Below are 25,895 nucleotides of genomic sequence, written 5' to 3'. Positions count from 1 at the left end.
TTCCCGTTTGTCTCTCCTTGTCTTTCTGGCTGGTATCAGCCTTGGGCCCGTGCCGCTTAGGGCGCAGGATTCCGTGTGTTATCTGCCGGAAAGGCCGGTTGATTATCGTTTGGCCAAGCGCGACCCGCTCTATGAATATGCCCGCCAGGAATTTCAGGACTATCTGGAGGAGATGGAGGTCTATATGCGCTGTCTGGAACAGGAGCGGGCAAACGCTTTCCTCGAATTGAAGGACGGCTATGAAGAGTTCCAGCGTATTTACGGTGCAGATGCGGTCTTCCGGTCGCGTGTGCGCGTCTATTCAAAGCCGCAATAAGTGAGCGTTTCTGCGGGTTCCGGTATACTCCAGTCTTGAACGTACCAAAGTCGACTGCGAGCCCTGAGCGGTCGCCGGTCTTGCGAAAATCAACGGCAGCTTTGGGCCCCCAATTCGATTGTTCGACGAACCGAGTCGGCATCCCTAAAGCCGACGTTCATCGCAAGCGCAGCGAATGCACAGGTTGGGCGGGAAGCGGGCTTTCGCTGCGGTCCGAACGAATGACCGAAAAGGGGCCCGACAGGACACAGTCTGGTTTTGGCTGTCGACTGACGAAACTTGCCATTCGCCTAGCGCCGATCAGGCGGGGCAGAGCAAGAGCTGTTTCTGTCGGCACGCGGGGCTCAAACGAAACATGATCATTTGTCGCTGACAGCCCGTACTACGGGGTTTCGGAATCGTTAATCGTCAACGCAGTAGCGAATACACACTTTGGACCCCGTGCCAGTCCTTCTCGCTGAAGGGTACGTTCAGCCCTATCCCTCCAGCTCTGCGGCCATGACAAAGAGATTTCGGCTTTTCCAGCTCTGACCAACATGCATCAGTTTCCGTCGACGCGATTCATGCAACACTCTCAAGCTTTTCTCAAATGCTTGGCCCGATTTCTCTCGTTGTTCATGGTTCTGTGGCCCGACAGCCCGGCATCACGAACAACGGTCAAATGACAGTCTTTCCAAAGTGTAAAAGACCGAGACCGCGAATGAGAAGGATCATGATCAACGAAAATAACCAACAAACTTGCCGCAACCGAATGGTGTCAGCTCTATCAGAACACTGTTTCGCCATCGGACAATTTGTTAGAACGAGTAGTGCCTCCCCGATGGCTTCCTCAAGTCGAGGCGTGTCCTTCCACATTACCGCGTTGATGCCCCGCACCGGTGATGTACCGCAATACCGGACCCGCAATGATCTGGAGTTGCACAAACGTATGGTCATCCGGGACAGGCTCGAACCCGTGGCGATTTCCGAAACAACCCAAGACAACGCGCTTCTCATCACGAAAACATTTGACCCCGGGTCAGGCTTTGCACGTTGCAGGTTAGAAAGCCCGGCCTCTGGCAAGTTTCAATAGTGTGTGAATGTCTACATAGGAGACTGACAATGTCAGAAATCAAGTTGACGAAAGTTGAAATGCGGCCCGGCGGCCAGCTTCTGTATTATGTTCGTGTGAACACTGCGGCAGGCAAGGTTGAATTGCCTATCGCCATCATGGAACAGGGATCTGACGCTTCGAACGAAACGAAAGTCCTTCAATCTTCGCTCGCTATTGCGGAAGAACTAGAGGGCTCAATTAGATTTCATCTCGAAGCAAAGCCGTAATCTGCATCTCAAAAAACGGCCATCACCACGACGGGACGGCGAACGGGAAGCATAATCACTCTGGCAGTGAGAAGAGGCCAAATTAGAAGTACTTGGTCAGTCGGACCCACCAGGTAGCCAAGAACCGCGCCTTCAAGATCTTTGTGTGTGCCGCCCGACGTGTGGAGTTGCCGGCATTTGTTTTTGTCATTTGATCCAACGCGTCTTTCGCGTTCATGTCCTGCATCAGGTTGCCGCCAATTGTTGCCGGGCTGCCGGTAAAGACGTGGTAAATCGTCCAGGAGCCGTCAGCTTCGACACGCTTGCCATATTCACTGTGCATGGAATCCTGCGCAGGTGCTCCTCCCTCGCCGTCCCAATTTTCAAGCGCGCGGTTCATGAAATTGAACGGATCTGGAGAAGACGCCGAAATGGGCGCAGGTTCGGACTGTTTCCTGCCGGGTAGTTCGGCCGGATCGGTCGAAAACGACCTGGTCATTGCTTGCTCTTCGTCAGGTCACTGACCAAATCGCCGCCACTATCCGGCTGGCGCCGGTCCTGTTTCCCGACTTGAGCCTGCATCCCCTTTAGGAACTTGAATAGATCACTGTCCGTCGACAGGACAAGGGTCGTTCCAGTGGATATCATGTCCTTGTAAGCCTGCATGGTTCGCGTGAATTCATAGAATTCCGCAGCCCGGGGCGTCGTGTTGTAAGCCTGCGCATAAATTTCGGCGGCGGACGCATCTGCCACACCACGTATTTCCTCCACGGCACGATAGGCTTCGGATTGGATCTTGTTCAGGTCCCGCACCCTGTTGCCGCGGATGCGCGCAGCCTCCCCGTTGCCTTCCGACAAAAAACGTTCGGCGATTTGTCGCCGCTCGGAGACCATCCGGTCGTAGATCTTCGGCCGCACACTCTCGTTGTAATTGATGCGCTTGAACCGGATGTCGAGCAGCGCAATTCCGAAGACGCGGACTTTCTCGGCCGCTGCTTCAAAAATTTCCCGCTCCACAAGCGCGCGGCCCTTCTGGATCGGAACAAGTGAGCCAATATCCTGCGCAAGTTCCTCATCGGTCAGGAGCGTGTCCCTCAAGGGCGTACGCCCTTTCGTGGTTCGGATAATCTCGATCAGTTCGTGCTTTGCCACCGCGTTTCGCGTCTCGCTGCCGAGAATATCGTCGAGCCTGGACTGGGCGCTGCGTTCGTCGCGTAGCCGAAGAAAATACTGCAACGGGTCCGTGATTTTCCAGCGGGCGAACAGATCGACGGAAATGTAAAGCTTGTCCTTCGTGGGCATGTCGGAAGGATTGCCATCCCATTCCAGCACCCGACTGTCGATGCGGTTGACTTCCTGAACGAAGGGAAGTTTCAGCTTGAGCCCGGCCGTGGTGATGGGCTCTCCAACGGGCTTGCCGAACTGGGTGATGATCGCCTGTTCGATTTCACCGACCGTGTAAACGGCAGTGGAAGTAGTGACCAGCGCGATGGCTGCGATTCCGGCCAGAAGTCCCCATATGATCTTCATCGGCTGGTTTCCTCTTTGCGATCGAGATTGAGAAGCGGCAAGATGCTGCTGGTGGATCCATCGACGATGATCTTCGACTGGATGCCGGGCAAAACATCCTGAAGGGTCTCGATATAGATCCGTCGGCGTGTCACATCGGCTGCTTTGAGATATTCCGTCAACAGGGCGGTGAAGCGTGCCGCGTCACCCTCGGCCTCATTGATCCGCTTCAGCCGGTAGCCGTCCGCTTCGCGGATACGTTGATCCTTTTCACCTTCGGCAAGAGGGATAACCTTGTTGTATTCCCGGCGCGCCTCGTTGATGAGACGCTCCTTTTCCTGCTGCGCCTGGTTGACCTCATTGAAGGAAGCCTGGACGGGTTCGGGCGGGTTGATGTTCTTGAGCTGCACTTGGTCGATGCTGATGCCCATGGCGTATTTCGTGGCGAGTTCCTGCATCTTCAAAAGCGCCTCGCTTTCGATCTCCTGCCGGCCGATCGTGATCACTTCGTCTACGGTGCGGTCGCCGACGACCTCGCGCATAACGGATTCCGAGACATAACGGAGCGTGGCGGCCGGTTCGCGCACTTCGAACAAGAACTTGACCGGATCGGAGATGCGGTACTGAACCACCCATTCGACAAGAGCGGCGTTCAGGTCGCCGGTAACCATTTCGGTTTCTCTGCGTCCGTCAGTCGGACTCTGGTAGGGATCGTTGCCACCTGGTGTGGTGAAGCCGAATTCCTGCTTCAACTGGCGTTTTACCGGGACGATCGTCGCGGTGTCGATCCCCATCGGAAACTTGAAATGCAATCCCGGTGGAACTTCCGAGACGAACTTGCCGAAACGCTGAATGACCGCAACGGAGTCGCTGGGCACGGTGTAATAGGAGGACCAGAGGCCGTAGGCGACCAATCCAAGAGCGGCGGCGATCAGAAGTCCGCGGCCCGGAGAAGAGCCACCCGGTAGAATGCCACTGAGGTGCCGGCGGCCCTGCCTCAGAAAGGCGTCGATATCAGCTGAGCGATCTTTCGGCCCCTGTCCCCAAGGTCCGGAATTGTCCGGTCCAGTGCTTTGGGAATTCATGCTGTTGCCTTTCATGAGACGCTTTTGCAAGCGGAACGGTCCGATTGGTTTTTCGATAATAGGTTCTAAGGCCAGGGGCGATTTCCGGCTCTGCCTCACGGCGTGTTTCATGTCCCGGCATGGCACGCGTGCTTCCGGCCCGGATTATGTGAAGCTCTTGCGCTCATCCATCACAGGCATGCCTTCGTTTTCGGCGGCTTGAATTGCCGCCGGATCCGTTTGGTGTTTCGTCCGTCTCCGATAGAAGAACGCCTGAAGTGCAAATGGCCCGGGCGTTTGTATATCTGCGGCTTCGATATCCCCACCTGGAACGGCCGGAAAGATCCGTTTCTGCATCAAGGTCGCTCCGGGCTTGCGGAGAAACTGCTTCAGGATTTGTCGAGTTTGAGTTCAGCCAGACAAGCTTCTGCAAGATCCCGGTCGGCAGTTTCCGAGCCGGGAGGGGTCGCCCAACCGGTCTCCATAAGTGCATCTCTGCGTTGATAGGCTGAGGTCTCGCGAATTGAGGCCATCTTGTCCGCCCGCAGGGTGTCGGTCCGCGATTTTTCAATGCAGACCGGTAACAGCGCCGCGATGACGTTGTTGTGCGACAGCTTGTTCGCCATCTTTGTCGCATTTCCGCCTGTTACCCAGCCGCCCCAGGAAAAGCCAACGGTGGTAGCGATCACAGCACCGATCACGGCGCCAAGAATGACAGGCTTCAGCCAAATGGGAGTGTTCATTTCAGATCCTCCTGCGGAGTAATTGCCGCGTTGCGGTTTTGTCTGTCATCGTCGGCGGCCCGGTCTCGCCTGAGCGCGGCTTCGAGATCGTTTCCGGAGATTTCCCGCATCTCGGTCCTCCCCGTGCCGGCAACGATTTGATGCGACGGCGTCTTTCGGTATCCGAGGAAATACACACCCTGAAGAAGTGCTTCTTCGAAAAAGATTTCGTAGTCTTCGGCGGGCAAGACTTCCAATTGCCCCTCAAAGAGAAGGGATGCAAGAACGTCACCATCGACCTCGTCGATCGGGTACTCACGGCAATGCCCGCCAGTTTCCGTTGGATGCCCTTCAATCAAGCTCCCAGAATCGTCTTGATCGACGAATTCATACGGAAGCGAGACTGTTTCAAAGACTTTAGATAAGCCCAGCTGGGTGTGTGCTGATCGAAGTTAGTCTCAATTAGAAATCTCGGTCCAAACTTCAAAGTTTCTTAAAGTATTTTCACCAAAGGTCCGTGTCAGCGGGACATCGGCAGCATCCCGTCCGCGGCCAATCAGGAACCGTGCGATACGGCGCTGGTTATTGCGCGGATCAAAGACCCACCATCGGTTGGCCAGAAAGACTTCCATCCAGGCTGCAAAATCTCCTTTGGCGTGCGGTTCCGGCTCGCCGACATCACTCAGGTATCCCGTGCAATAACGAGCCGGAATGTTCATGCAGCGGCAGAAACTGATCGCCAGGTGAGTGAAGTCCCGGCAATCTCCACTCCCTTCAGCCAGTGTCTGGGAGGCCGTCCGGGTCGGTCGCGCATGCTCATAGCGGAATGTCACATGCTGGTGAACGTAGTCACAAATAGCCTGTACCCTGGCCCAGCCAGTCCGTGAATTTCCAAACAGCCGCCAAGCTTTATCGGACAGGAGGTCGGTGTCGCAGTAACGGCTCCCCAATAGAAACACGAAGGTATTCGATGGGAGGTCCTCCAAGGCATGCTGATAGGCGGCTCGAAAAACCGGGTCCTTCTTGCCGCTATCTAAGAAGATGCCATTTGTCGCCAGTGTGAAGGTGCCAGGCGGTGCTCTCAGCTTGGAACACCAATTCCCGAAACCATCCCGATAGCTCTCGATCGGCACACAGGGAGACGTCGTCAAATAATCCAGCAGCTCAAGGTCGCAATACCGTATGCAATCGACGTTTAGCATCGCAAGAATAGGTGTGGCATTGGAAAATTCATACTCCAGACGGCAGCCCAAACTGATCCGGAGAGCGCCTTTTCTGGCCGACCTGGAGCTCGCCAAACAAACATCTGAGGGACATTCTTGTTTCATAGTAGTGAGCTCCTGATCGAAGCCATCGCGGCCCGAGCGTGTTTTCGTTTCTACTCGTTTTTCGCAAAGGCAGAAGCGAAGCTCCACAATGCTGCTTTTGCCAGAGAGCAGGCTCATCACCCGGTAGAAATTGTTCGATTGGGCTGCTGTTGCATACCGTGGTCCGCGTGACCGCAGCTATGAAGCTTATTGCGTGGCTTCGAGGTTGAGCGTTGAAATACCAAGAGCAATATTCAAGCTCGATTGGCCTTCGACGCTGAAGGGCGGCAATCCGATATTCTTTTGTTGCCCTCCCATGAGAGCGTTGGCACCGAAGCCGATTCCCAAGGACACTTCAGTCGAAACACCTGCATAGGACCCAGAAAGAGCGAATTAACGGATCTCACTTCCGGCAGGCGTGAACACGACCCATTTGATGTAGGATTTTCCGGTTATGCCTACATCCAACCCGATCTTGCTGATCGAACCGGAATAGGCTTCGGAGCTGTCACCCCGACCAGTAAAGCTTCACTGGAGTTCTTGCCTGAATCAACAAGCAGCCCCGTCCCGCCTTCAATTTTACATTCCAACACACCCAGCCTGGTTCCATTTGCCTCGGCAAATGCCGGGGACGCGACTGAGACTACTGTTACCGCGGCCACCGCGAGCTTGAGAATGGATCTCATGGTGTTTTCCTTCATGTTGGAGCGCGTTGCCTCAACAGTTTGCTTCTTCCGGCGCTTCGGGTTCTCTGCTCCCAAAATAGTTCGCCAGCTTGGGACCAAGACACGAGGGTCTAAGCGACATTATTCAAGACGAAAGGATCTCGTGCTGATCGAGGTTAGCTTGTGGGGATTTTCCGTTCAGATGCGGCTCTAGACAATCAAGTCGCGGCATCCTTGAAGTGTTGCAGATCAACACCCCGGTCTTGATGGTTTTAGGTGGATCTGACGGTTTCATCGCCAGTTTCGAGATCTATCTCAAAAGCGGACCAGTCTGATCAAGATAGGCCGGATCAAACCCCGCAAGCTCACTCAGACGTTCATGGTCGTCGAATGTAACCCAGCCGTCCCGGAACGTAACCAGGCCCCTTTCCCTCAGCTGCCTGAGGACACGATTAACGTGCACAGCACTCAGTCCCAGAGCATCGGCCAGATGATATTGGGTCAGCGGGCAAGCGTAGCCGGTCCGGCTTCCCAGTCCGACCAGCACCAGCCTGGCGCCAAGCTCCAATAGGAAATGCGCCATTCGTGCGATCGATGTGCGCCGTCCGATGCCCACCAGATGCTCAACGACCATCGCTTCGTCCCGCGACGCTGCCCAAAGGACGGCTGTTGCCAAGCGAGGCGTCGACGCGAACACTTCCAGGAGATCCTTCGCCAGTACCTCCGCGGCCTGAATTTCCGTGATCGGCTCGAAACTATGGTCTGAAGTTCGAAGCAGAACACTGCGCAACCCTAAAAAATCGCCGGGGATTTGAAAATCGACGATCTGGCGTGTCCCGTCAGGTTGAATCTTGTAGGAGCATACCCAGCCTGACGCCAAAATATAGGCTGCCTGTTTCGACTGCCCCTGTTCCACGAGGTCTCGCCCTGCGACGAACGTTCTGCGGCGCTGATACAAACGCTCGAGCACGGCAAGTTCATTCGCGGACAGAGCAACGAATGTAGAGAGTTTGCGCGTAAGTGGGCTGATGTCGACGGTGTTCAAAAAGGCCTCCAGTGCCCGTGAAAAATATCTCATATCCACGGCGCAAGGACTGCTTTCGATCAGTGCAGCATAGCACGATCTCTGCGAGGCTGATGATAATCAACAGGTTCGCAATCGATGGGGACCTCGTCCCCACACGAAGGAACGCCAGTGATGCCCAATCCAGAAGACTACTCAGGAATGGCAGCCCTCTCAATTTGTGAGGCTCTCCTGCTTGCCATGAATGACCACGCTATTCTGCCCGAACATGAGATCATAGGTGTGCTTCGCGACGCTGCAGCGTCACATGAGAATGCCGTTTCTCCAGAAGGAGACATGGAAATGCACCGCGGTGTCGCCGTGCTAATCAATCGGATTATCGCTGGCGGAAACTCGGTTCGAAGGCCCTGACCTGATCCGGGCCCGCGAGTAGGCCAAGCCAGCCTCTTCACGATAGACGCACGAAGAGGCATCAATTCTCCGGCACGGACAGCACTGACATGACCGGTTCAAATGGGACTAGCCTTCCTCAGGAAATTGCCGATCGATTCACAAAGGCATTCTCACGTTTTTTGAAAATCGAGGCAGCGGCAGGCGGACTGTTGCTCCTTGCTTTGCTGCTCGCCCTTTCCCTGGCCAATTCGCCCTGGGCCCTGTCTTTTGAGGCCATTTGGGAAACACCGATTGGTCTCCATTTCGGATCGCTGGATTTCACCCGTTCGCTGCGGCACTGGATCAACGATGGACTGATGACATTCTTTTTCTTTGTGATCTCCCTAGAACTCAAACGAGAAATTGTTCTCGGAGAATTGAAGAACCCAAGGCAGGCTGCGTTACCTTTTGCAGCTGCGCTCGGAGGGATGATCGTACCGGTTTCGATCTATTTGGCGTTGATCGCCGGGAATCCGGGGATACGCGGATGGGGAACCGTCATGGCCACCGATACGGCATTCGCTATCGGTTGCCTCGCACTCTTCGGGCGGCGCATTCCACCTACTCTTCGGCTCTTTCTGTTGTCATTGGCTATATTTGATGATGTCGGCGCTATTCTTGTCGTAGCTGTGTTTTACGGTGAGGCGTTTAACTGGGCGGCTTTAGGAGCGGCGGTACTGGGATTTGCTCTCGTGGCCAGCATTGCCCGCCTGGGCATTAGAAGCATGCTCATATATTTTTCGGCGGGCGGCGCAATTTGGTTGTGCGTCGACGCCTCTGGCCTTCATGCAACCATTGCCGGAGTTCTTCTTGGCTTAATGACACCGACACAAAATTGGGTGAGCGATACACGTCTGCGGGCAATTCTCGAGCAGGTCCTCGCCTATCCAAGAGGAGATCATTGGAGTGGTGACACTCCTGAACGACATGACCTTCGCGAGGCCGGCCGGGCGGTTTCAGAGACCCTTTCTCCGGTTGAGAGGCTCGAAATGGTGCTGCATCCATGGGTGGGATTTGCTGTCATGCCGGTCTTCGCCTTGGCAAACGCCGGGATCTCGATCGACATGGCCGACTTTGGTCAGCAGATCTCTTTGGCAATTGTCGCGGGATTGGTGCTTGGCAAGCCTCTTGGTGTTCTCGGTTTCAGCTGGGCGGCTGTTCGCTTGGGCTTTGCGGTGAGACACCCTGATCTGGCATGGCCGTTTTTGACTGCAGGCGCATTTCTCGCCGGCATCGGCTTCACCATGTCGCTGTTCATCGCGAACCTGGCATTTGATCAGGAGCTGCTAGGGGCCGCAAAGCTCGGAATTCTTACGGGATCCGTAGTCTCTGCGATTATAGGTTTGCTTGCGCTCTTGTGGCTAGTGACGCGCCCTAACTTCAACCGAAGCGGGTAAAGTTTGAAAATACAAAACATCAACGAAGCCTTTCCGACCGTCTGGCGGAACCCAATCAAGCGCAATTGGGTTTGCCTCGGGGTTGTTACTTCGTCGCGGACTTCTTGTTTCTGTTTATCGCCGAGGGTTCTGGGCGACTGGGAACCAGTTTCTGACTGCGAAGATGGAGGTCGCCGTCGGCCGTCTACATAGGCAAGCCCTCAGGAACAGCTCCGGTGAGAGTTAAGGGGCACTGAAAGTGACATCCCCCTGACGGCAAGCCGTTTCAGATACGGCCAAGCAGTACCAGCACGATGACGACGATCAGCACAGCACCAAGCACACCGACCCCGGCGTGGCCGAAGCCAAAACCATAGCCGCCGACACGGCCGCTGAATCCCCCCAGCAGAATAATGACAAGCAGAATAATGAGGATCAAGCCGAGTGACATGATGGTTTCTCCTGAAAGATGGACTATCGCTTCTCGCAATAAGTACTGTTGATCTGAACCTCGGCGACCGGGCGGCTCAATGGTCTTCGCAACGCTCCGGCTGTGTCATTTTGCTTATTTGCCTTCGATGGAAATGCCGTTCTGGCCGATCTCGATATCGATCCCGCGCTGGCGTTCGTTGTAGTAGAGGTAGCTGGCGCCAACCGCCACGACAGCAAGCACGCCGAGAAGGATCAGAAGAAGGTTCCGGTTGATCATCATGTCCCTCAATGAATGCCGATGTTCAGAAGACTGTGGAGGCTGGGTGAAGAGGCTGCCAGTCCCCTTCTAATTTCCATGGGCTTGCAAGCCGGCATAGGCCAGCAGCAGGCCGATGCCGGCCAGCCAATAGATGGATATTGCGGTCGGCCGTGGCGTGGGAACGTCCTTGCTGACGCGCGGAAGACAAGCGATCAGCCGCGAGACAGCCATGTCTAGTGCCGGACCGAACAACGGTACATCGGTGAATCGGCCCAGGAGCGCCTCCAGTCTTTGCCGTGCAACTACCTCCTTCAAATGAGTCAGCGTCGCCGCCTCAACCCAGGGATCGACGCCAAGCCGGGCGAGCATCGAAAGCACGGTGACACTGGTTCCGCGAACATCGTCGCCGACAGCGGCTTGTAGAAAAAGGTCGTATTGCGGGTCTTGTCTCAGTCTGTTCGGTACGTATGCCATCTGAGGATCCTTGCGGGCACCGTCCGTTTCGGCAGAAATCGCCGGGGACTTTGCTCCGATTGAACCGAAGCAGGTCAGGCCTGTTTCTTCGGTGTCATTCACCTTAACGGAAAGCAGGCAACCCGGCACTGACTCAGATCAGTGGTTGAAGGGATTAAAGCCTTTGGCAAAAGCCTGTGTTCCCTAGGTGTATTCGGGCATCGATGTCTTCAAAGGCGGCAAGGTCGAACATCCGAGTGATTGTGTAGCTCATGGAAATCCGTTCCTTCTTCAGGGGCTGGCCACGCGGTATCGGACTGTAAAGCGACGCATAAAATGCACTTGCTGCAGATCCACGGGCCTCCTGCTTGAGACTAAGTTAGCAACTCTCCGGCATGCGGTACTGATCGAGATCAACATGCAAGCGAGGTGCGCGCTCAATCTGCACCCAATCGCCAGCTGCAGCTGGTTATCGGCAGCTTGAGGGACGAAGACCGATTGAGCAGCGCTCCGCGCTCGGAAGCGTTTCATCAATAGCTTTGCGGGTGCCCTGCGCGTCTTTGAAGGCATTGACCTGATCTGTATCAGTACCGCTGGAATGACTGAAGCGTAAGGTCGCTGAAGACGCGCATTCACTGGGTGAAGAGCAGCGCGCAGGGTTCGGCGGACGCGTCCCGGCAGGGGTTCTGCAAATGTGCCGGTCCTGTGAAAGAACGGAACCAACGAGGTCCCAAATGCGAAAGTTCAGAAACAAAGCCCACTCCACCGGTTCCCTCGAGGCCGACCACCGGATCGCCAATCACCTGGCCTTGCTGTCCAGTTATGTACGCCTCAAGGGGATCGGTCTCATGAGACAGGAAAGCCCATTGGAGGTCATGGAAGTTTCGTTGTTGTTGAACGCGATCAGCGCACATATCCAGGCCGTGTCGGACCTGCACCAGATACTTGCCGGTAGCGGTTCCGAAGATGACGTTCAGTTGGGGGATTTTCTGGGCCAGATTTGCACAACCCTCAGGTCGGGCATTGCGGACGACGTCATCTTCACCGAAACCTACGCGCCTGACTGCGCGTTGAAATTCGATCATGTGCTCCCCGTCGCGCAAATCTTTACCGAGATCGTCACAAATGCCCTCAAGTATGGTCATCGCGCCGGTTCTGTCAGGCGGATCGGGATTGCCTGTCGAAAAGATATCAGCGGATCGATCCTGATTACAGTCAGCGACAACGGACCGGGTCTTGGGAGTGCTGGCACTGGCAAGACCGACGCAGGATTGGGAACACGACTGGTAAAGGCGCTGTCTGCTCAAATCGGTAGCTCGATCAATTATTCATCAAGTGAAAGCGGCGTGACTGCGAGACTGACGTTGGCAAGTGCAAGCGCCGTGTTCGACCAGACGCTGAACCGGGACGAGCCACGCACAAGCATCAACAGGAACAGCTAGGGACCGGAGCGGATTTGGTGTGTCATGGGTTGAGCCGGCCCTTGTCGCGATATGTGCCGTGCTCTGTTCGACGTTTCCCGATACCGCAGCGTCCAATGAATTCCCGGTCGGCATTCCAACTTCAATCATCGAGCACTGTGTGATGAACTTCGACTGACATTTCTGCCAGAGCGTTCCCGGGTCCCATAAAACTGCCGGCAACCGGGACGACCTGATGAATTCCGCGAGCGACGGCAACGGGGATAAGATTTTTGGATCCGACGCTTTGGTTCGTGGGATCGAAAGCGACCCATCCCGCACCTGGTACGAAGACTTCCGCCCAGGCATGAGTGGAGCCTGTACTTTCGTGACCCAAGAGACGCTTATCGGGATCGAAGAGATAACCGGAGACGATACGGGCTCCGAAACCAAGGCTTCGCACGGCCTCTGCGAACAGGACCGCGATGTCACGACACGATCCGGATCCACGCGAAAGCGTGTCCAGCGGCATCTGCGTACCTTCCATTTCACGGCTTAGATAGGCAACGCTGGACGAGACACCGATCGCGATGTCCCTCAGCAAGGACAACGTATCCGTTGGACGCCCAAGGACGAAACCTTCAGCCCATCTGGACAGTTGGCCGTCAGGGTCGCAATATTGCGGTGTTACAAGCGCCCCGAGATCGGTCCGGTCGTCATCGGAGTAGAAAAGCGGATAATTGATTGCCTCGGCAGCGATGGTGAATACCGGCCAAGCCGACGCAGTGAGTTCAACAGTTGCGCGGCTTTCGACAAGCAATAGGTCGGTCGGTGCGTTGAACCGGGCAGTCGCGACAGCATTGCCCGCGACGTCATGGGTCCAGGTGATTTCTGCCTCTGGCGACACCGTCAAGTCATGCGAAATCAGCCGCAGTTCGCGCGCTTCACGCGGCCGCAGCATCATCCGGTGCGGTCCAAGCAAGACCGGTTGCAGATAGCGATATGTGGTCACGTGATATGTGCTCAACGTCGTCATGTGGGTCTCTCTGATATTTGAAGCAAGAAGGGCGCACGCTCACAGTGCTCAGCCGGCAAACTGATGTCGACACGACGCGAGCAGTTCTCTTTCCGCAGCCGCCTTTAGCCCGGCTCTGTCACACGGCAGGTGTCTTTGGCTCGACATGACTGAGGCCAAGCACCAGATCGTGAGGCACACCATCGAGCGGCATGAAGACCTCCGGCCCCGCGGCGGTGATCACCAGCCCGTCAAGCCGCGCCATAGCGTCTTCGGTGTGGACGACCCGAATTTCGCACAAGGTATCCGCAACTTTCAGACGAGCCGAAAAACCTGGCCAGTCCGCCGGGATGTTGGGTGCCACGCGCAGGCGGTTGCCCTCACGGGTAATGCCGAGGATCCCCTCGATCGCTGCGCGGTGCATCCAGGCGGCTGAGCCTGTGTACCAGCTCCAACCGCCGCGGCCGATATGCGGTGCAACGGAATAGACGTCGGCGGCGACGGCATAAGGCTCCGTCTTGTAAAGCTGCGCGGCAGCCTCAGTTCGCGTGTGATTGATGGGATTAACCAGAGAGAAGAGCTCAGCGGCACGATCGCCGCGTCCCAGCCTCGCCCAGGCGAGGATCGCCCACATAGCGGCATGGCTGTATTGTCCACCGTTCTCGCGCAGGCCCGGCGGGTAGGCGGCAATATATCCCGGATCGTTATCCTCAGGCATGAGGTCCGCTCCGAATGGTGGCGTAAACAGCAACGAAAGGCCATCGTCGCGGTTTACAAGAAGGCGGTCGAAGGCTTCCATCGCTCGCGTTGCGCGCGCGGGATCCGCCTGTCCAGACAGGACTGCCCAGCTTTGCACGATCGCGTCGATACGGCAGGTGCGAGCAGACGCGGTACCGAGCCAGGTGCCATCATCGAAAGTCGCCCGGCGATACCAGTCTCCGTCCCATCCATTGGTCTCCATGGACTGGCGCAAGGTTTCGGCCCTGGTGCGCCAGCGTTGCGCTATTGCAGTGTCGCGCGGCTCGGCCAGCGGAATAAAAGCGTTCAGCGTTTGCAGCAGAAGCCAGCCTAACCAGATGCTTTCACCGCGGCCACCGGCACCGACGCGATTCATGCCGTCGTTCCAGTCGCCGGTGCCGATCAGCGGCAGGCCAAAAGGGCTGGTCAGTGTCAGGGCGCGATCCAGCCCGAGCACACAGTGCGTAAAAAGCGAGGCATCATCGTCGGCATCGTCGGGCAGGAAGAAGGCATCGTGCTCGCCATCGCAAAGGCGATGCCCCTCCAGGAATGGAACACGTTCGTCAAGCACAGCTGTGTCACCCGTGCTCGCCACATAGGCGGCCACCGCGTGACCGAGCCAGACGCAATCGTCGGAGATGCGCGTGCGCACGCCCTGTCCTGAATGAGGCAACCACCAATGTTGCACGTCGCCCTCGGGAAACTGACGGGCGGCAGCACGCAGCAAGTGGGCACGGGTCTGCCTGGGCCGGGTCAAAGTGAGGGCCATGTTGTCCTGCAACTGGTCACGGAAACCATAGGCACCGCTTGCCTGATAGAAGGCCGCGCGTGCTTCGATCCGGCAAGCGAGGGTCTGATAGGGCAGCCAGCCGTTGACCATGATGTCCATCGCCCGATCAGGTGTCTCGATCTGAAGAGCGCCCAGAGTTTCGGTCCAATATTTTTGAACGTCCGCCAGCATCTTGAGCGGATCTGAGGAGCGAAGGCGCCGGACCAATGCACCAACTGTCGCTGTATCGGTGCATTGGCCGAGTAAATGCAAAAGCTCGACGCTTTCGCCCGGGGCAAGCACAACGGCCTTCATTTGCGCCAGGCAGGGGTCGAACCCGGCCCCTAGCCGGCCCGAAAGAATTGGCTGGCTGTGCATCGCTGCGGGGGCGGCTGCGCTCCCCCCCGATCCTAGAAACTCCGTCCGATCGCCTGTCCAGCTTTCAACGCCCGCCCCTGGGCCGTAGAGGCCGGTGAACATGACACGGCCTGGAAAAGTGGTGTTCCAGGGATTGCATACCAACAGGGCTCCGGTCGCGCTGTCACGTGAACTTACAAGAAAAGGTGCAGAGGCGGCACGCGACACTCCCATCACCGGTTCGCTATAGGCGGCAACGCTCAGATGGCGCGGCTTCTCGCCGGTATTTTTCAGACGCAGCACCGAGACCCGCACCGGATCTTCGCGCGGCACGAATTGCACCAGGTCACAGGCAATACCGTCCGCCTGATGTTCGAATTTGCTGTAACCGAACCCATGCCGCACGATATACGGCCCGGTCTCTTCTCCGAACCCATTCCATGTCTTGCGCAACGGATGGATGGTCGGCGAGATCAGCGCGCCGCTGTCGTCGTCTCGGATATAAAAGGCCTCACCCGCCGGATCTGCCACGGCATCGTTGGACCAGGGTGTCAGTTGGTTGTCCCGGCTGTTTTCGGCCCACGTAAACCCGCTTCCGCTCGCCGATACCTGGAAACCGAAACCGGGATTGGCAATAACGTTGATCCAGGGAGCGGGGGTCGTGTCGTTCGGGCCGAGCAGGATTACGTATTCCCGCCCATCCTGGTCAAAACCGCCGGTGCCGTTGAAGAATTCCAGATTTTCACCAGCGGCCAGAAGATCTTCTTGACGATCGGGAGCTGCGGACTTGTCGGTTGTCCTCGAAGTGGTGTACCCGGCCGGTTCCGGAGGAATGTCTGCTAATCTCTCTTCGGCAAGGAAAAGGTCAGGATCCTTCAGCACCATGACAAGCTGATCACCAATTTTGCCGCGACGTGCCAAAAGAACCACCCGTGCGGCCGCCAGAAGCTGCGCGCGGGCCTCCGGTGCGACCAGATCGGAGCGAAGTGCGTACACCGCTCCCCGCACACGCTGTTCGCCGCTACGTGGCCTGGAGTGGCTGCTGCGCAGGGCAGTGTCTATCGCCGCCTGCAGGTCCTTCACATAGGAGGCAGGGTTTTCGTTGAGAATAACAAGGTCCACGGACAGTTGTTTGCCAAGCCAGTATTCGTGAGCTTGTAGCAACGCGCGGACCTGTCCGATGTCTGCCGGATCGTCGATGCGCAGCAGCACGATAGGCAGATCCCCCGAAATTGCCAGTGGCCACAGCCCTGACTGCCGCCCGGCTCCCTTTGCCAAGACAGCGGCGGGTGGCCGGAACCTGGCATCGTGATAAAGGATCGGCGCCGCGAGGCGCTGGAAATTTGCGGCTTCATCCGGCGAAATGCCGAGATGACGCAATTGCACCTGGGCCTGGGTCCATGCCAGCGTTCGAGCACGATCATAGGCGTTACTGTCATGATGACGATCGATCAGGTCGATCAGCGCCTCCCGGCTATCTGCGGCAACCATCCAGATCATCAAACGTGCTGTATCCCCCGGCGCGACGCGCAACCGGTTGCGCAAGGCGAACACTGGATCGAGCACGGTTCCGGTGCGGCCTGCCAGTGGGCCGGGGTGAGTTGTGGCGCGGGGGCGAGCCTGTTCCTGGTCGCGGCCGAGCGCCGTGGCTCGGTCGCTGTCATATTGCAAGGGCGCGATTGTCTCGCCCTCGATGCTCATGAACTGTGCGGCCCAAATCTCCGGCTCGTCCGGGTTGCGGCGGCGGCGCCATGCAATCAACGCACCATATTCGGGCAGGAAGTCGGTCTGCACGAACATCCGTGAGAAAGTAGGATGAGCTGCTTCAGAGGTGGGGGCTGCCAGCGTCAGTTCGACATAGGATGTTACATCCAGATCGCAAACACTGCGCCCCGAATTGGTGATAGACAGGCGGCGCACCTCGGCATCGGCCTCACCTGAGACAAGGATGTCGAGCACCGTGTCAAGTCGCCCTGTTTGGGCCGTGAAGGTCGTGTGATCTTCGAAAAACTGAACATCCTGCTGGGTCTTTGCCATCCCTTGCTCACAGGGGCCAAAGCTCAGCTCTGTTCCGTTCGAAATATCCCGCAGGTGCAGCAAAGCGCCTTGATGGTCGCGCGTCGTATCCTCGCGCCAGCGGGTCAGGGCAATGTCACCCCACCGGCTATAACCACCGCCGTTTGCGGTCAGCATGACGGCGTAGTGCCCGTTCGACATCAGATGGCTGATGGGCGGACCGCTCGGACAACCGGAGATCCGGCGTCCACGCTCTACACCCGGAGGGACAGCGGGTGTCACCGTGGGCTCTTCGAGAGTGGGAAGTGTGCGGGCGATGTCGCGCGGCAATCGTTCCTGCAGCAGCAGTTCGCTGGCATGGATCATCGGTTCGCGATGGAATCGCGCGCGTATTTGTCCGTCCGTCAGCGCGTTGGCAATGGCCGCGATGGTCATACCCTGATGATGAGCCATATAGCTTTGCACAACAGACACACGTTGGCCCGGAAGCACCCGGCTGGGAGTAAAATCCAGCGCTTCATAGAAACCATAGGCGCCAAGCCCCCCCGCCTCTTCGAGCGCGTCGTAATTCCGCCGCGCGGCGGCAGGATCGAGCATCGCGGCAAGACCGGTGGCATAGGGCGCGATCACAAGATCGCCGGCAAGGCCGCGTTTCAGCCCAAGTCCAGGTACGCCGAAGGGGGAATATTGATAGGTGAATTCCACATCCCGCGCATTGAAGCCGGATTCGGAGATCCCCCAAGGAACGCCTTGAGCCTCACCATAGGCGATCTGGTGTGTGACTGCCAACCGGCAGGTGTAGCCAAGTTGACCGCCTTCGGGTTCGCGCATCACCAATTCGGGCATCAAGTATTCGAACATCGATCCGGCCCATGAAACAAGCGCTGTTCCGCCACGAACCGCAGTCGAGGCACGGCCCAGCCGGAACCAATGACGCAGAGGGACATCTTGTTTGGCAACGGCTAACAGGCTCGCCAGCCGGGCTTCGGACGCCAGCAGGTCGTAGCAGGCCGGGTCGAGCGCGTTTTCGTGCACCGAATAGCCGATCGAGAGCAGTTTGCGCTCCGGGTTCAGCAGAAAGGCGAAATCCATCTCCATCGCCAGTCTGCGTGCGGTTTCGCCGAGCTGTCGCAGATGCCCGGCGAGGTCGGCGCGGTCGATGCCACACCCAACCGCGTCTGTAGCCAGTTCGTTTAGACTGTCGCGCAACAGTGACAGCCAGGATCGTGCGCTTGCATCTGGCAGGCTGCTGGCCCAGGGCGAGTTTTCTGCTTCGGCGACGAGGCGTTGCAAGGCGGGCCAGTCGATTTCGGCCTGTGCCAGGCTATCGCGTAGTGATCGCATCGTGGCAAGGAAGCAAGGATCCGGCGCCACGCCGGCCTGGACCACGTCGATCTCCATCAGATCCAGCAGATCGGCGAGACCGCCGCGACAGCGTTGCAGATCGGGGGCGGTGGCTTCCGCCCACTCTTCACACGCGTTGGCCAGCGCGATCAGATGTCCGGCCAGATTTCCGCTGTCCACCGAGGAGATATAGGGAGGGGCGAGAACCCGGCCATCCTGAGTGTTGTACCAGTTGTAGAAATGTCCATTGAGACGCGGCAATGTTTCTATAGAACCAAGGGTCGCGGAGATCCGCCCGGCGGCCTGTTTACGGCTGATCCAGCCGAAGTCGCACGCTGCTACCGTTGCCAGAAGATAGAGCCCGATATTGGTGGGAGAGGTGCGGTGAGCAATGGAAGGGTGGGGATTTTCCTGAAAATTGTCTGGCGGCAAATGGCTGTCTTCCGCGGTGACGAATGTCTCGAAATAGCGCCAGGTCCGGCGGGCGATCTGACGCAGGGCCTGTGCGTCCTGTGGTGTCAGCGTCGCTTCGGACCGGGGCTTGGGAACCTGGCTCACGCGAAAGGCAATGTAGGGCGCAGCAAGCCAGAGCCCGGCGAATGGCAGGATCAGCGGCAGCGAAGCCGGGGCGGCCATGGCGACCAACCCGGCCAGGGCCAGCCCCAGTGTGGTGCCAGGAGCCATGGCTCGCGCGTAGCCGCCCAGATCCGGGCGCGGTGCTGCGGCGAGAGAGGCCGCGGTGGTCCATTGCAGCAAGTGCCGCCGGGAGACCAGCAGCCGCCACAGCGTACGTGTGATGGCGTCGAGCGAACGCCAGCTGGCATCGGCAAGAAAAGCTGTCGCAAGCCCTGTCTGAAGCAAGGCCAGCGCCAGATCTTCGCGCATCAGACGCAGATGCGTCTGAAGATGCAGTCCGGCGCGGTGCGGCACTGCTGAAACCGCCGCATGCAGAAACGACGGCAGCATCAGGACCGCCAAGACCAGAGCGGTCACCAGAACGGCAGCCATGCCCGGTAGCAGCCAGCCCATTGTCAGCATCCCCAGGGTCGCGGGAGCCAGGAGCGAGCGCCGCAGCGTGTCCAGCACCTTGAACCGCCCAAGTGCACCCAACCCACCTCGCCTTCCGAGCCAGGGTAGAAGCTGCCAATCGCCCCGGCACCAGCGATGGATGCGGCGTGCGGCAAGGTCCTGCCGCTCAGGAAAGGATTCAACGAGCTCGACGTCGGAGGCAAGCCCGGCGCGGGCAAAAATCCCTTCCAGCAAATCATGACTCAGCAACGCGTTTTCAGGGACACGCCCGGCCATCACCGTCTCGAATGCATCAAGATCGTAAATGCCCTTGCCGGTGAAGCACCCTTCACCGAAGAGATCCTGATAGATGTCTGACGCGGCAGTGGCATAGGGGTCCATGCCGCCTGGCCCGGATGTGGCATATTGAAAGGCCGTACCGCTGCGCGCAGCCGGCAGGGCAGGAGTGACGCGAGGTTGCAATATCGCGTGACCTGCACGTACCCGGCGCAAGGCGGGGTCGATAACGGGACGGTTTAGCGGGTGTGCCATCTTTCCGATCAGCCGCCGCACCGTGTCGCGTGGCATCAGCGTATCGGAATCCAGCGTCAATACATACCGAACGTCAGAAGGGACGAATGGGGTGCCGCCATCAGGTGTACGGTAGTCGGTGTTTGTGTCACCACGCAGGAGGCGGTTCAGTTCCTGCAGTTTGCCTCGCTTGCGCTCCCATCCCATCCAGAGTTTTTCAACCGGATTATACCGGCGCTGGCGATGCAGATGCAAAAAACGCACGCCCAATGGGGCCGACCCATAGAGCTGGTTCAGCCTGGCAATATCCTTGTCGATCAGTGTCACAAGTGCCGCATCGCCCGGCATGTTCTGGCGAGGAGCGTCCACGCCATCGGTGAGAAGCGCGAAGGAGACATCGCCGTTTGTGCCTGACAGATAATGAACTTCCAGTCCTTCGATCTGCTCGCGCATATCGCTGACATTTGTCAGGAGGGTCGGCACAACGACTAAGGTGCGCAGCGAGGCGGGAATACCGTCTTCAAGCGCCAACCCCGGCAACGCCGTAGAGGGCACAGTCCAGCCGATCAGACGATCGATCAGAATTTGCGCGACGGTACTGGCAGGAATCAGGGCGGCGAGAGCCAACAGGGCCAGAAACAACATGGACACGGGAGCGTTGGCGAGACCTGCAGCGGCCCACAGGCCAAGCACAAGCAAGCCAAGGGTGACGCAAAAGATGCTACCGGCATAGCCCGAAAGACCGGGGTGAAAATGATGCCAGTGCGACCAGTCTCGCCGAAAACCGATCTGGCGCTCAAAGGCTATCCGCCCTTCTGCGAACAGGTGCCAGCCGGGATCGCTTCGGCGCTGAGATTGCGGGTCGTACAGGGACGTTGCGGCGATCCCCGACACTCTGCCCGCGGCCTCGATCGCCAACCCTGCCACCTCGATTTCGCTGTGATCACAGTGCCGGGCAAGATCCTCGACGGCCGTTCTGTAGAGATTGCGGCTGGCGAAATCCATCGCGGCAAACCCTGCGTGTTCCCGCAACTTCGCATCAACGAGGCTGACGCCCTCGAACAAATCCGGCCAGTCCATCTCGGAAATTGTACGCAGGCTCGTGATGACGTTGCGCACCGAGACGTTGGAGGCGCCCTGACGTTCCTGTGCGTGGTGCACAACAAGATCAATATCACTGCCCTGTACCGCCAAACGCTCCTCAAGCCAGCCGATAGCCGGAGTGATGAGCGGATCGCAATCTCGAAGCCGCTTGGCCAGCTGAGCTGCAAAGACTTCGGACATGCGCCCGTTTAGGCCAGCTTCTAAGTAGGCTAACGGGAGGGACTGCTTGGTCCCCGCGCCGAGAATCCGGTCTGCAAGCTGGTCGGCCTCATGGCGTCTTTTGCGACCCATGCCGATCTGATCGGAGAGGCGCCGGAGATTTTCCAGCAAAACGAGGCGTAGAGTGATCGGAACCGCCCAGAGTTCACCGATGGTCAGGGGCTGTACTTGCTGATAGGCGCGGATAAACCGGGAGAGCACCGCGGCGTCGAGGTGACTGTCGGTATGAGCGACATAGGCCCAGACAAGACCGAAAACTCGTGGATAGCCCCGAAACGCGCCATCTGCCAGCTTTGGCAGCGTTCGGTAGTAACTGGCTGGCAGATCGGTACGGCTTTCGCCGATTTGCGCCACGACCTGGTGATAGTTATCGAGAAACCACTGTGCCGCAGGCTCGATCGGATGACCGGCTGCAAGTTCAAGATTGCAGGCCTTGCGGGTGGCCGACAAGGCAATTGCATTTTCTTCCAGCCGCCGCTGCAATGACACGACACGCGGTGGCTTAAGGGTGACGTCTTGGCGTTCTGCCAGACTGGTCGCATGCTGTTCCAGACGTTCGACCCCGAACATCTCCGCACGTACAGGATTGATATCGCTCCAAGGAGCTCTGCTTGCCCGTCGCAGCGGCGACCAACCGGAAAACCCAACGGTCATCAGGAACCTCCGATACTAAAATTGGCCGAACGTCGAGCAGAGACATGGCGGTGCGGCATGCAAGACGCCGCCGGAGGATATTTAAAGGCCGCAGCACAGCCTGATCACGATGAAGGATCTGTCCGTGCAAGCCATATTGTCAGCAGCGTTCAATGCCCGGTCAGATCGGCAATTGTCCTGCCACAAAGCCGGTTCAGTCTTTTTTTGCCTTCGGTTTCGTCTCGAAGGTCAGCTCCTTGTTGAAAGAAGCTGGCGGAATAGGCGTGGTCTTTTTCTGTTTCGGCTCTCTGTCTTCCCGGTCGCGGCGGTTTTTGCCCTTTGCCATTTCATTCTCCTATGCTGTCATCGAAACAGGCACTTCTGGCGCGTTTGCGCGCTCCGGATCATTGCCTCGGTCCTCGGCAGCTCAGCCTCGATGCTCCGGCAGGTTCTTCAACTCATCCTTGGTCATCGCGGTGTGAGCATGAATCTTGCCGGTTTTGTCGCGCGCAAACTCCATGCGCGAAACATCAAGGGCAACTTGCTTAATTCCGATCCCGAAAAAGCCGCCAACTTCGATGACTGCCCTGGCGTTCCGACCGGTGCCAAGCAATTCGGAGACGTCACCGATATTTTTATCATCGGATCCATAGACATTCGCGCCCTTGAGATTCGCGGTATTGAGTTCTTCGATGGGTATCGGCGTATGTGATGAATGGTCCATGGGACCTCCTCAGGGGAACTGGAACGCAGGGTTGAGTTCAGTCCCGCCCGTGATTGTCTGCAATGATAAGAAATGTCTTCCGGGGTACTGCATGATGCCGGTTTGACGGAAACACCTATCCTTGAAGCTGTTTCACAACATAGCTGCAGTGGTGTCGGCGCATGCTGATGTGGGTTAGCGCAAGGCGATATTTCCTGCTAATCCGCGCCCAGATATTCGGTTGCAGGTCTCGGAATTGTGTCGGCGGCGGTGATGCAAACTTATGACCGCGCGTTTAAGTAGAGATCGACGAAAACCACACCAGTTTCCGGCTGGCCAACTGCAGCGGCTCGATTGTTGCCCTGAATACTTCCGGCAGGATATTCTGGCGCGGTCGGGCGTCCCGAGTAGTTAACCAATGCATCGCTGAGGTCGGCCAATGCCGACAGCTCACGAGGCGCGTGAATTAACAGCAACTTTAAGAATATCGCAAAATTGATCTAAGGGTCGTTTTGGGGGGCACACCCACGTCGATCCAAAGCTTGCGGATTTGTCGGCTTCCAGGCTGCAACATTTCAGTCCGAACGACTGGGATGGGGCGCGAATCCGCCATTGATTGAGACCACGACGTACGGCAGCTCCGTGCCGAAAGCTGCCGCAGAAATTTTCCAGACGAGTATCTGCTTAGGCAAGGGAAAGCCCAAGAGCCGCCAGTCCGCTCCTGGCTCCTTAGCAGACATGTGAACATCGGTAGCAAACGGCAGAAATGTCCGCACTTTCTTGAGTAGCCTTTTCCAGCCCGTCAGGGCCGGAGCCATCTTTCGTGAGAAAGGTGGCGGATCAGTCCGGAGGCTGAATGCGCTCCCCATTAAGCGCCGAAGAGAAGCCGTAGGACTGTGGGAAAGGCGGGCCGCTTGCACTGGCCTATCTGTAGCAGCTTTCCAACATATGTGCTAATGTGGGTTTGTGTAGTTTTTGGAGTGTGCCTCATGAGCCGCCTTACAATCGACATAACGGACCAGCAGCATCAAAGTCTGAAGGCTTTGGCCGCCTTACAGGGCAAGACCATCAAGCAGTATGCTCTGGAACGCTTGTTCCCCGGCGATGCTGATGCCGATCAGGCTTGGCAGGAACTGAAAACCTTGCTCGGAGATCGCATCAACGATGGCCTTGGGGGGAAGGTGTCCATCAAAAGTATCGGCGACATCCTGGATGAAGAACTCGCCGGGGATAGTGCTTGACAGCCTACATCCTCACGACAGAGGCAGAAGCCGATCTGCGCGGCATTATCCGCTACACACGCAAGCAGTGGAGCTCTACACAGGTCCGCCTCTATATCGCCAAGTTGGAACAGGGGATTGGCCGTTTAGCCGCCGCACAAGGCTCTTTTAAGGACCTGAGCGAACTTTTTCCTGCATTGCGGATGTCACGTTGCGAACATCACTTTGTTTTTTGCCTGCCTCGCGAGCGCGCGCCCGCATTGATCGTGGCGATTTTTCATGAGCGCATGGACCTTATGACGCGACTGGCAGGCAGGATCAGTGCTTGGGAGCTTTGAAATATTCCGGTCGCCCGTCGCGGCTTAAGCATGGGTGTCACTGACTCGGACGCTTCCCGTCCTGAGATTACTTCACGACCGTCCGGGATGTTGCTTCCAAGCCGGGCCGGATGTTGGTGAGACTCCACAATTATCCGCTTTTCTCATTTTTGAAAAAGGCTGCGAGGGCGGCCAATGCGACGATGCGGCCGAACTGTCTGTTCGGCAGCATGTCGAGGGGATCGAATTGGACCTTCGCGAGCTGATAGGCATCCTCCGGCATTGTCCGCGTTGTTTTCAAATCGCCGGGCTGGACAGGATAGTCTCGTGGCGCGGATTTGGATTTTCCTTCCAGAAGGTGCCGTTCTAATTTCGGCATGGCCTTCCGCAAAATGAGGGCAAGGGCCCTCTTTCCAGAATAGGTCCGGGACAAAGCGTCGAATGTGGCTGATACGCCTGCCGCAGGGAGCGGGACATCGACCGTGACGAGGATCCCCGGTTTCTTCCTGCGATGCGGCTTCGCCGGTAGTTTAGCGCGGCGCTTTTGCTTTTCCTGTCCCATGTCAGGGATCGTGGGCGCGGCCGTTGCCTGGCCCGCGTGATCCGGTTTTGGATTCCCGGCCAAGGACGCTGCAGCTTGTTCGACAGGTGCCGCGACGCTTTCCTTTTTGCGCACTTCTCCTGTCTCAACGAACTCCTGATAGGAGACAGGCGATTTTCTAAGCCGCATCCGCCTGGTCCTTAACCAGAGAAAGAACGCCGCTCGTCAGAGCGTCTGCCTCTTCGATTGCGGACTGATAGTTTCGGGCAATGAGCCTGTCGTTTGGATTTTCTTCCATCTGGCGCATGGCCAGATGGAGCAGGCCTTTGAATTTCATGTCCTCGAAGGCATTGCGGCTGTGCAGGCCCGTTGCCAGGCAGGGCAGGCCCGCGAGCAACTCATTCGTCCGCTTTTGCGCCTGGGTGAGCTTCGCGGTTGGAATTCTGGTTTTCAGCACGACTGTCGGGACGTTGATTTCAGCTGCCATCGCGACCTTGACCGCATAGCTAAAGGTTTGCAGCGTTTCGTCCGTGTCGAGGACCGTCAGCGCGGTTGGCAAAATGATCGCATCGGAGTTGACCAGCACCATGTTGTTGAGCTCCGATCCGCCTCCCTGGGTATCGATCAGGGCAAAATCGCAGCCTGCGGCCAAGGCCTTTTCATATGCGGCTTCAAAGTCCGCCTCATTGTTGGCAAGGAACACGAGGCAGTTGTAATGCCACGTGTTCTTGCTGACCGCATTCTCGCGCCACTCGGAAATCGGCTTGTTGTTGTCGGCTTCGAACAGCGCGACCTTTTTACCGCGTTCGATGAGACACGACGTGACGGCCATCAGAGCGGTTGTCTTGCCAGCACCGCCTTTGAAAGAAACGAAGGAAATGATTTTCACGGAATGAAGCCTGTCGTCGGGTTGGTAGGGACGGTTGCAATTTCTTGCAATGCAACCTTCTTCCTGCATTCCCGAATCTCCGTCAATCCAAAGTTGCACGTTTCAGGCGATCCGCGTTTCGGAGTTCCAAAATTCCAAAATTCCAAAATTCCAAAAGATCAGAGATCCAGAAGTCCGAATTTCCAGACATCCAAAATCACGCATTCCCGTAGTCAGGCATTCCAGAAAACCCG

24 protein-coding genes and 1 pseudogene are annotated in these 25,895 nt (G+C 57.4%); 7 read left to right on the top strand and 18 right to left on the bottom strand.

All coding sequences use genetic code 11. The features are described 5' to 3' along the window. Nucleotides 1-109 precede the first annotated feature (109 nt). The 3 genes from BUA94_RS22140 to BUA94_RS22135 all read left to right on the top strand — a co-directional run bounded on the left by BUA94_RS22140 (nucleotide 110) and on the right by BUA94_RS22135 (nucleotide 1,636). On the top strand, nucleotides 110-316 hold the full coding sequence (locus BUA94_RS22140) for a hypothetical protein (RefSeq protein WP_139251255.1): 207 nt from the start codon (nucleotides 110-112) through the stop codon (nucleotides 314-316). Nucleotides 317-1,028: 712 nt separating this feature from the next. Beyond that, on the top strand, nucleotides 1,029-1,388 hold the full coding sequence (locus tag BUA94_RS23735; RefSeq protein ID WP_208980204.1) for a hypothetical protein: 360 nt from the start codon (nucleotides 1,029-1,031) through the stop codon (nucleotides 1,386-1,388). Nucleotides 1,389-1,417: 29 nt separating this feature from the next. Beyond that, complete coding sequence (locus tag BUA94_RS22135; protein WP_139251254.1) at nucleotides 1,418-1,636, top strand: hypothetical protein; 219 nt, start codon at nucleotides 1,418-1,420, stop codon at nucleotides 1,634-1,636. 82 nt (nucleotides 1,637-1,718) lie between these two features. Here BUA94_RS22135 and BUA94_RS22130 read toward each other — a convergent pair whose 3' ends face one another. The 9 genes and pseudogenes from BUA94_RS22130 to BUA94_RS22090 all read right to left on the bottom strand — a co-directional run bounded on the left by BUA94_RS22130 (nucleotide 1,719) and on the right by BUA94_RS22090 (nucleotide 7,927). Further along, complete coding sequence (locus BUA94_RS22130) at nucleotides 1,719-2,114, bottom strand: hypothetical protein (RefSeq protein WP_073015555.1); 396 nt, start codon at nucleotides 2,112-2,114, stop codon at nucleotides 1,719-1,721. Next, complete coding sequence (hflC, locus tag BUA94_RS22125; RefSeq protein WP_073015554.1) at nucleotides 2,111-3,145, bottom strand: protease modulator HflC; 1,035 nt, start codon at nucleotides 3,143-3,145, stop codon at nucleotides 2,111-2,113. The genes BUA94_RS22130 and hflC overlap by 4 nt, the downstream gene beginning before the upstream one ends. Next, entirely contained in the window at nucleotides 3,142-4,320 is a 1,179-nt protein-coding gene (hflK, locus tag BUA94_RS22120) for an FtsH protease activity modulator HflK (RefSeq protein WP_208980203.1), read from the bottom strand. Before hflK ends, hflC begins: the two co-directional genes overlap by 4 nt. A 33-nt stretch (nucleotides 4,321-4,353) precedes the next feature. Next, nucleotides 4,354-4,545, bottom strand: coding sequence for a hypothetical protein (locus BUA94_RS22115; protein WP_073015553.1), 192 nt, complete (start codon nucleotides 4,543-4,545; stop codon nucleotides 4,354-4,356). Nucleotides 4,546-4,577: 32 nt separating this feature from the next. After that, nucleotides 4,578-4,931 carry a hypothetical protein gene (locus BUA94_RS22110; protein ID WP_073015552.1) on the bottom strand — a complete coding sequence of 118 codons (354 nt, stop codon included), beginning with the start codon at nucleotides 4,929-4,931 and terminating at the stop codon, nucleotides 4,578-4,580. Next, the gene (locus tag BUA94_RS22105; protein ID WP_208980202.1) at nucleotides 4,928-5,269 is read right to left on the bottom strand and encodes a hypothetical protein; all 342 of its coding nucleotides are present in this window, start codon (nucleotides 5,267-5,269) and stop codon (nucleotides 4,928-4,930) included. The genes BUA94_RS22110 and BUA94_RS22105 overlap by 4 nt, the downstream gene beginning before the upstream one ends. A gap of 99 nt (nucleotides 5,270-5,368) precedes the next feature. Next, on the bottom strand, nucleotides 5,369-6,355 hold the full coding sequence (locus BUA94_RS22100; protein ID WP_328586311.1) for a transglutaminase-like domain-containing protein: 987 nt from the start codon (nucleotides 6,353-6,355) through the stop codon (nucleotides 5,369-5,371). 69 nt (nucleotides 6,356-6,424) lie between these two features. Beyond that, nucleotides 6,425-6,685: pseudogene (locus BUA94_RS23860) on the bottom strand (DUF992 domain-containing protein). A 507-nt stretch (nucleotides 6,686-7,192) separates the two neighbouring features. Then, nucleotides 7,193-7,927: a Crp/Fnr family transcriptional regulator gene (locus BUA94_RS22090; protein ID WP_235860674.1), complete on the bottom strand. Its 735-nt coding sequence runs from the start codon at nucleotides 7,925-7,927 to the stop codon at nucleotides 7,193-7,195. A 479-nt stretch (nucleotides 7,928-8,406) separates the two neighbouring features. On the opposite strand from BUA94_RS22090, the gene nhaA reads away from it, so the two are divergent. Beyond that, nucleotides 8,407-9,735, top strand: a complete 1,329-nt coding sequence (gene nhaA / locus BUA94_RS22080; protein WP_073015549.1) for a Na+/H+ antiporter NhaA — start codon at nucleotides 8,407-8,409, stop codon at nucleotides 9,733-9,735. Between the two features lie 265 nt (nucleotides 9,736-10,000). Here nhaA and BUA94_RS22075 read toward each other — a convergent pair whose 3' ends face one another. The 3 genes from BUA94_RS22075 to BUA94_RS22070 all read right to left on the bottom strand — a co-directional run bounded on the left by BUA94_RS22075 (nucleotide 10,001) and on the right by BUA94_RS22070 (nucleotide 10,879). Next, nucleotides 10,001-10,165, bottom strand: a complete 165-nt coding sequence (locus tag BUA94_RS22075) for a DUF3309 family protein (protein ID WP_006938877.1) — start codon at nucleotides 10,163-10,165, stop codon at nucleotides 10,001-10,003. Between the two features lie 114 nt (nucleotides 10,166-10,279). Next, nucleotides 10,280-10,423, bottom strand: coding sequence for a hypothetical protein (locus tag BUA94_RS23655; protein WP_175558107.1), 144 nt, complete (start codon nucleotides 10,421-10,423; stop codon nucleotides 10,280-10,282). A gap of 69 nt (nucleotides 10,424-10,492) precedes the next feature. Further along, the gene (locus tag BUA94_RS22070; protein WP_139251253.1) at nucleotides 10,493-10,879 is read right to left on the bottom strand and encodes a hypothetical protein; all 387 of its coding nucleotides are present in this window, start codon (nucleotides 10,877-10,879) and stop codon (nucleotides 10,493-10,495) included. Between the two features lie 713 nt (nucleotides 10,880-11,592). On the opposite strand from BUA94_RS22070, the gene BUA94_RS22065 reads away from it, so the two are divergent. Beyond that, a complete protein-coding gene (locus BUA94_RS22065) occupies nucleotides 11,593-12,300 on the top strand; it encodes a sensor histidine kinase (RefSeq protein ID WP_073015547.1) in 708 nt (235 codons plus the stop codon). 121 nt (nucleotides 12,301-12,421) lie between these two features. On the opposite strand, the gene BUA94_RS22060 is transcribed toward BUA94_RS22065, so the two are convergent. From BUA94_RS22060 to BUA94_RS22050, 4 genes are all read right to left on the bottom strand, one after another. Continuing rightward, nucleotides 12,422-13,294, bottom strand: a complete 873-nt coding sequence (locus BUA94_RS22060) for a transglutaminase family protein (protein ID WP_073015546.1) — start codon at nucleotides 13,292-13,294, stop codon at nucleotides 12,422-12,424. A gap of 118 nt (nucleotides 13,295-13,412) precedes the next feature. Then, the gene (locus BUA94_RS22055; protein WP_073015545.1) at nucleotides 13,413-22,013 is read right to left on the bottom strand and encodes a glycoside hydrolase family 94 protein; all 8,601 of its coding nucleotides are present in this window, start codon (nucleotides 22,011-22,013) and stop codon (nucleotides 13,413-13,415) included. Nucleotides 22,014-22,206: 193 nt separating this feature from the next. After that, the gene (locus BUA94_RS23915) at nucleotides 22,207-22,338 is read right to left on the bottom strand and encodes a hypothetical protein (protein ID WP_268877537.1); all 132 of its coding nucleotides are present in this window, start codon (nucleotides 22,336-22,338) and stop codon (nucleotides 22,207-22,209) included. A gap of 81 nt (nucleotides 22,339-22,419) precedes the next feature. Next, the gene (locus BUA94_RS22050) at nucleotides 22,420-22,716 is read right to left on the bottom strand and encodes a PRC-barrel domain-containing protein (RefSeq protein WP_073015544.1); all 297 of its coding nucleotides are present in this window, start codon (nucleotides 22,714-22,716) and stop codon (nucleotides 22,420-22,422) included. A gap of 968 nt (nucleotides 22,717-23,684) precedes the next feature. Here BUA94_RS22050 and BUA94_RS22040 point away from each other — a divergent pair. Both BUA94_RS22040 and BUA94_RS22035 read left to right on the top strand, forming a co-directional pair. Beyond that, nucleotides 23,685-23,936 (top strand): antitoxin, encoded by a 252-nt coding sequence (locus BUA94_RS22040; RefSeq protein WP_073015606.1) that lies wholly within the window; start codon nucleotides 23,685-23,687, stop codon nucleotides 23,934-23,936. Next, nucleotides 23,933-24,253, top strand: a complete 321-nt coding sequence (locus BUA94_RS22035) for a type II toxin-antitoxin system RelE/ParE family toxin (RefSeq protein WP_073015542.1) — start codon at nucleotides 23,933-23,935, stop codon at nucleotides 24,251-24,253. The genes BUA94_RS22040 and BUA94_RS22035 overlap by 4 nt, the downstream gene beginning before the upstream one ends. 130 nt (nucleotides 24,254-24,383) lie before the next feature. On the opposite strand, the gene BUA94_RS22030 is transcribed toward BUA94_RS22035, so the two are convergent. Continuing rightward, nucleotides 24,384-24,962: a VirC2 family conjugal transfer protein gene (locus BUA94_RS22030; protein ID WP_073015541.1), complete on the bottom strand. Its 579-nt coding sequence runs from the start codon at nucleotides 24,960-24,962 to the stop codon at nucleotides 24,384-24,386. After that, complete coding sequence (locus BUA94_RS22025) at nucleotides 24,952-25,662, bottom strand: AAA family ATPase (protein WP_073015605.1); 711 nt, start codon at nucleotides 25,660-25,662, stop codon at nucleotides 24,952-24,954. Before BUA94_RS22025 ends, BUA94_RS22030 begins: the two co-directional genes overlap by 11 nt. Nucleotides 25,663-25,895 lie beyond the last annotated feature (233 nt).

The sequence above is a fragment of the Roseibium suaedae genome (genome assembly GCF_900142725.1).
Lineage (GTDB): Bacteria > Pseudomonadota > Alphaproteobacteria > Rhizobiales > Stappiaceae > Roseibium > Roseibium suaedae.
Note: the sequence above shows the minus strand (reverse complement) of the source record. Positions and strands in the feature narration are given on the sequence as shown.

Excerpts from the sequence above, each read along its gene's own strand:
- BUA94_RS23735 (WP_208980204.1), top strand. The coding sequence starts at position 1,029 with ATGATCAACGAAAATAACCAACAAACTTGCCGCAACCGAATGGTGTCA.
- BUA94_RS22135 (WP_139251254.1), top strand. The coding sequence starts at position 1,418 with ATGTCAGAAATCAAGTTGACGAAAGTTGAAATGCGGCCCGGCGGCCAG.
- BUA94_RS22130 (WP_073015555.1), bottom strand. The coding sequence starts at position 2,114 with ATGACCAGGTCGTTTTCGACCGATCCGGCCGAACTACCCGGCAGGAAA.
- hflC (WP_073015554.1), bottom strand. The coding sequence starts at position 3,145 with ATGAAGATCATATGGGGACTTCTGGCCGGAATCGCAGCCATCGCGCTG.
- hflK (WP_208980203.1), bottom strand. The coding sequence starts at position 4,320 with ATGAAACACGCCGTGAGGCAGAGCCGGAAATCGCCCCTGGCCTTAGAA.
- BUA94_RS22115 (WP_073015553.1), bottom strand. The coding sequence starts at position 4,545 with ATGCAGAAACGGATCTTTCCGGCCGTTCCAGGTGGGGATATCGAAGCC.
- BUA94_RS22110 (WP_073015552.1), bottom strand. The coding sequence starts at position 4,931 with ATGAACACTCCCATTTGGCTGAAGCCTGTCATTCTTGGCGCCGTGATC.
- BUA94_RS22100 (WP_328586311.1), bottom strand. The coding sequence starts at position 6,355 with ATGAGCCTGCTCTCTGGCAAAAGCAGCATTGTGGAGCTTCGCTTCTGC.
- nhaA (WP_073015549.1), top strand. The coding sequence starts at position 8,407 with ATGACCGGTTCAAATGGGACTAGCCTTCCTCAGGAAATTGCCGATCGA.
- BUA94_RS22075 (WP_006938877.1), bottom strand. The coding sequence starts at position 10,165 with ATGTCACTCGGCTTGATCCTCATTATTCTGCTTGTCATTATTCTGCTG.
- BUA94_RS23655 (WP_175558107.1), bottom strand. The coding sequence starts at position 10,423 with ATGATCAACCGGAACCTTCTTCTGATCCTTCTCGGCGTGCTTGCTGTC.
- BUA94_RS22070 (WP_139251253.1), bottom strand. The coding sequence starts at position 10,879 with ATGGCATACGTACCGAACAGACTGAGACAAGACCCGCAATACGACCTT.
- BUA94_RS22065 (WP_073015547.1), top strand. The coding sequence starts at position 11,593 with ATGCGAAAGTTCAGAAACAAAGCCCACTCCACCGGTTCCCTCGAGGCC.
- BUA94_RS22060 (WP_073015546.1), bottom strand. The coding sequence starts at position 13,294 with ATGACGACGTTGAGCACATATCACGTGACCACATATCGCTATCTGCAA.
- BUA94_RS22055 (WP_073015545.1), bottom strand. The coding sequence starts at position 22,013 with ATGACCGTTGGGTTTTCCGGTTGGTCGCCGCTGCGACGGGCAAGCAGA.
- BUA94_RS23915 (WP_268877537.1), bottom strand. The coding sequence starts at position 22,338 with ATGGCAAAGGGCAAAAACCGCCGCGACCGGGAAGACAGAGAGCCGAAA.
- BUA94_RS22050 (WP_073015544.1), bottom strand. The coding sequence starts at position 22,716 with ATGGACCATTCATCACATACGCCGATACCCATCGAAGAACTCAATACC.
- BUA94_RS22040 (WP_073015606.1), top strand. The coding sequence starts at position 23,685 with ATGAGCCGCCTTACAATCGACATAACGGACCAGCAGCATCAAAGTCTG.
- BUA94_RS22030 (WP_073015541.1), bottom strand. The coding sequence starts at position 24,962 with ATGCGGCTTAGAAAATCGCCTGTCTCCTATCAGGAGTTCGTTGAGACA.